Below are 1,170 nucleotides of genomic sequence, written 5' to 3' on the forward strand. Positions count from 1 at the left end.
CGACCCGCACGTTGAACCCCTTCGGCAGCCGCACGCTGCCGAGCGGCTCGACCGGCACGTCGAGGTCGGCCGCGACGAGCCGGCGCTGGCGGGCGTCTTCGGTGACGACCGTGACGTCGCGCGCCGGACCGCGGGCACCGCGGCGGGATGACGCCGCCGACACGACGACGGCCCGCCCGGTGTGCCGGCCGTCGACGAGCGCGACGACGTCACCGGGAGTCAGGTCCTCGAGGCTGCGCGCCACCGCCCGCACCCGGTTCGCCGAGCGCTCCTTGGCCGCGCCCTTCTCCAGCGTCGAGATCTCCTCGCGCATCGCGGCGTACTGCGCGAAGTCGCCGAGGTGGCAGGTCATCGCCTCGGCGTACCCGGCGAGCGCCTCGTCGTGCTCGGCGATCTGACGGGTCAGCCCGACGATCGAGGCGTCGGCCTGGAACTGCGCGAACGACGTCTGCAGGATCTGCGCCGCCTCCGGGCGCCCCAGCCGGTCGACGAGGTTGACCGTCATGTTGTACGTCGGCCGGAAGCTGCTGCGCAGCGGGTAGGTGCGGGTCGAGGCCAACCCGGCCACGGCCAGCGGGTCGAGCGAGGGATTCCACAGCACGACCGCGTGCCCCTCGACATCGATGCCGCGGCGGCCGGCGCGGCCGGTGAGCTGGGTGTACTCCGCCGGGGTGATGTCGGCGTGGGTCTCGCCGTTGAACTTCACGAGCTTCTCCAGCACCACCGTGCGCGCCGGCATGTTGATGCCCAGCGCGAGCGTCTCGGTCGCGAAGACCGCCTTGATCGCCCCCGCGGTGAACAGCTCCTCGACGATCTCGCGGAAGGTCGGCAGCATGCCCGCGTGGTGCGCGGCGAACCCGCGGGTCAGCCCCTCGAGGAAGTCCCAGTAGCCGAGCACCGACAGGTCCTCGGCCGCGATGCCGGCCACCCGGGACTCCACGAGCCGCGCGATCCGAGCCCCGTCGGCCTCGTCGACGAGCCGCACGTCCCACGTCAGCAGCTGGCGCACCGCGGCATCACAGCCCGCCCGGCTGAAGATGAACGTGATCGCCGGCAGCAGCCCGTCGCGCTCCAGCAGCGCGATGACCTCGGCGCGGCTCGGCATCCCGCCGCGCGGCCGCGCCGGGCGTTGCTCGTCGGTCCACAGCGGCGCGTCGAGCGTGCGCGAGC

Annotated in this window: 1 protein-coding gene; it reads right to left on the bottom strand. The window is 73.5% G+C overall.

From position 1 onward, the window contains the following. The coding region (locus PINTE_RS21360; RefSeq protein ID WP_281178990.1) for a helicase-related protein at positions 1 to 1,170 on the bottom strand (1,170 nt) is incomplete at both ends.

It is taken from the genome of Piscicoccus intestinalis NBRC 104926 (genome assembly GCF_001515525.1).
Lineage (GTDB): Bacteria > Actinomycetota > Actinomycetes > Actinomycetales > Dermatophilaceae > Kineosphaera > Kineosphaera intestinalis.